Source organism: Maribacter sp., from assembly GCF_049667165.1.
GTDB lineage: Bacteria > Bacteroidota > Bacteroidia > Flavobacteriales > Flavobacteriaceae > Maribacter_A.
This window is the reverse complement of sequence record NZ_JBATHS010000117.1, coordinates 1-2,774: the sequence shown is the minus strand read 5'-3', so window position 1 is coordinate 2,774 and position 2,774 is coordinate 1. Positions and strand designations below refer to the sequence as shown.

The 2,774-nt window shown below is 42.2% G+C and carries 2 protein-coding genes; both read left to right on the top strand.

The window, feature by feature from the left end; genetic code table 11:
* On the top strand, positions 1 to 2,177 hold a 2,177-nt coding region (locus tag WBM98_RS06210; protein WP_424365161.1), incomplete at its 5' end, for an FdhF/YdeP family oxidoreductase.
* A 266-nt stretch (positions 2,178 to 2,443) separates the two neighbouring features.
* Positions 2,444 to 2,774 (top strand): hypothetical protein (locus tag WBM98_RS06205; protein WP_424365160.1); only part of this gene is annotated, 331 nt, incomplete at its 3' end.

The window sequence follows — 2,774 nt, the reverse complement described above, 5'->3', positions numbered from 1 at the left end:
AAATGGGCGTCGTTCGTTCGTTACAGGCGTTATCGAACATGAACCAAAAAGAGGGTTTTGAGTGCCCCAGTTGTGCCTGGCCAGACCCAGATGAGCCTTCCAAAATTGGGGAATTTTGTGAAAATGGAGCCAAGGCCTTGGCCGATGAGGCCACGACATCCCATATCGGGAAGGATTTTTTCAAACGCCATTCCGTTGAGGAACTCTCACAAAGCTCTGATTTTGAGTTGAACCGGTTCGGTAGGGTTATCGAGCCCATGGTGCTGCGACCCGGAAAAGTGCACTATGAGCCCATCGCTTGGCAAGAGGCCTATGAACTCATTTCGTATGAGCTACGCAAGTTATCTACTCCTGATGAAGCTATTTTTTATACCTCGGGCAGATCTAGCAATGAAGCCGCATTTTTGTACGGAATGTATGCTAGGGCCTTTGGCACCAATAATATGCCGGATTGCTCCAACATGTGCCACGAATCCAGTGGAGTAGCCCTTTCTGAAACCTTGGGTATTGGCAAGGGGTCAGTAAAATTGGAAGATCTTCATAAAGCCGAGGTAATTATCGTTGCGGGGCAAAATCCCGGTACTAACCATCCACGCATGCTTTCCGCTTTGGAGAAATGTAAGGAGAATGGTGGAAAGATCATCAGTATCAATCCTTTGGAAGAATCAGGACTCGTAAATTTCAAAAATCCACAACGCCTTAAAGGGATGTTGGGAAGTGGCGAAGATCTCACAGATATCCATTTGCAGGTAAAGATCAATCAGGATATTCCGCTCGTAAAATCGATAATCAAAAAACTGGCCGAATTGGATGGATCCAATGGTTTGGTGTTCGACCACGAGTTTATCGACACCTATGTGCAAGGCTATGAATCATTGATGGAGGATATACAGACGTATGACCTTCAAAAACTTATTGCATTATCTGGGATAGCGGAAGAGAAGATAAATGAAGCCGTTCAACTTTTGGCTTCCAAATCAAAAATCGTGGTGTGTTGGGCCATGGGGCTTACACAACACAAAAATGGTGTCGCGACCATTCAGGAATTTGTAAATCTGTTATTGTTAAAAGGGGCGGTAGGCAAACCACATGCCGGTACATGTCCGGTTCGTGGGCATAGTAATGTTCAGGGGGATCGTAGTGTGGGCATCATGCACTATGTGAATAAAGATCTTAATAATCGTATCAAAAAACACCTTGGTTTTGTTCCCCCAAAAAAAGAAGGGTATGATACCGTAGGCGCCATGAAGGCGATGCATGATAGACATGGAAAAGTTTTTATTTGTTTAGGTGGTAATTTTCTTATGGCGGCCAGCGATACGGAATATACAGCTAAGGCCATACAACAATGCGAACTTACCGTGCAGATCAGCACAAAGCTCAACCGTTCCCATTTAGTCACGGGGAAGACCGCATTGATCCTGCCCACATTTGGCCGATCGGAAAAGGATTTAAAGAATGGGACCCAGCGTTATATTACCATTGAAAACAGTATGGGACGGGTACGACAGTCGCGAGGACTGTTAAAGCCAGCCTCCGACAGCATTAAAAGTGAACCTGATATTATCGCTGAATTGGCCGATACCTATTTCAACGGGGACCATCCCATGGATTGGAAGGCCTTGGGGGAAGATTATGAATTGATCAGGGAGTATATGGATAAGGTTGTAAAGGGTTTCAAAAATACCAGGGAAAATTCGAAGGGCTCAGGGTATTATTTGCCCAATAATGTACGGGAACGCGATTTCAGTAAGTTGCCGAACGGCAAGGCCCAATTGACCTTGAACAAATTACCCGACCATCGTTTGGGAAAAAATGAATTTCTGTTAATGACCATACGTTCGCACGACCAGTTCAATACTACTATTTATGGTCTGGACGATCGGTATAGGGGGGTATTTAATGAAAGAAGGGTCTTGTTCATGAACAGTATGGATATGGAAACCCAGGGGTTACGAAAAATGGATATTGTGGATATCAGTAGTCTTTACGATGGCACAAAACGTACCGCTCATAAATTCCTTGTAATTCCATACAATATACCCCAGGGTAATCTTGGGGCTTATTTTCCTGAGACCAATGTTTTGGTGCCCTACAACCACTATGCCGATAAGAGTAAAACCCCGATCAGCAAATCGATAAAGGTTACTTTGGAAAAAACCATGGCTAAGAATTGAAATTGAATTAACTAAAAAGGGCCTTACTTTTAACGGTAAGACCCTTTTACGAGAACACTATATGAAAATGAAAAAACTTAATTCGTTTTGATTACATAGTAAATGTACTTTACTGAACCCATCGGAGAAAAGAAATGATGCGTAGCAAGCCAATGTTGTGGTGTAGGCCCACTATTTTGTTTTTTAAGTCAGCTTATTTCGAGAATTTAAGAAGTTTGTCAGCTTAACCAATGACTATTTCGGCATTCTTACCTATAATCCAATTGATGAAACAAGTTTTTATAATAGGTACATTGATAGCTCTTCTCACTTCATGTGCCAATGATACTGATGATAACCAAACTACCCTTTTGGAAGGCAAATGGGTATTGACCAATGTTTACTGTTATTGTGCATTTGGAGATAATCCAGATTTTAGTGGACATGCACTGACTTTTAAAAAGACTGTATTGAGAGTTGAAAACACTGAAGAGTTTAAGTTTCTGACCAATGCGGCTGGGAACTTTACACTAAATAGCAATGTAATTACATTCCAAAACGGACAACACTATACGTATGAACTAAAATCGGATGTTCTGGAACTTACCTTTGTCGATG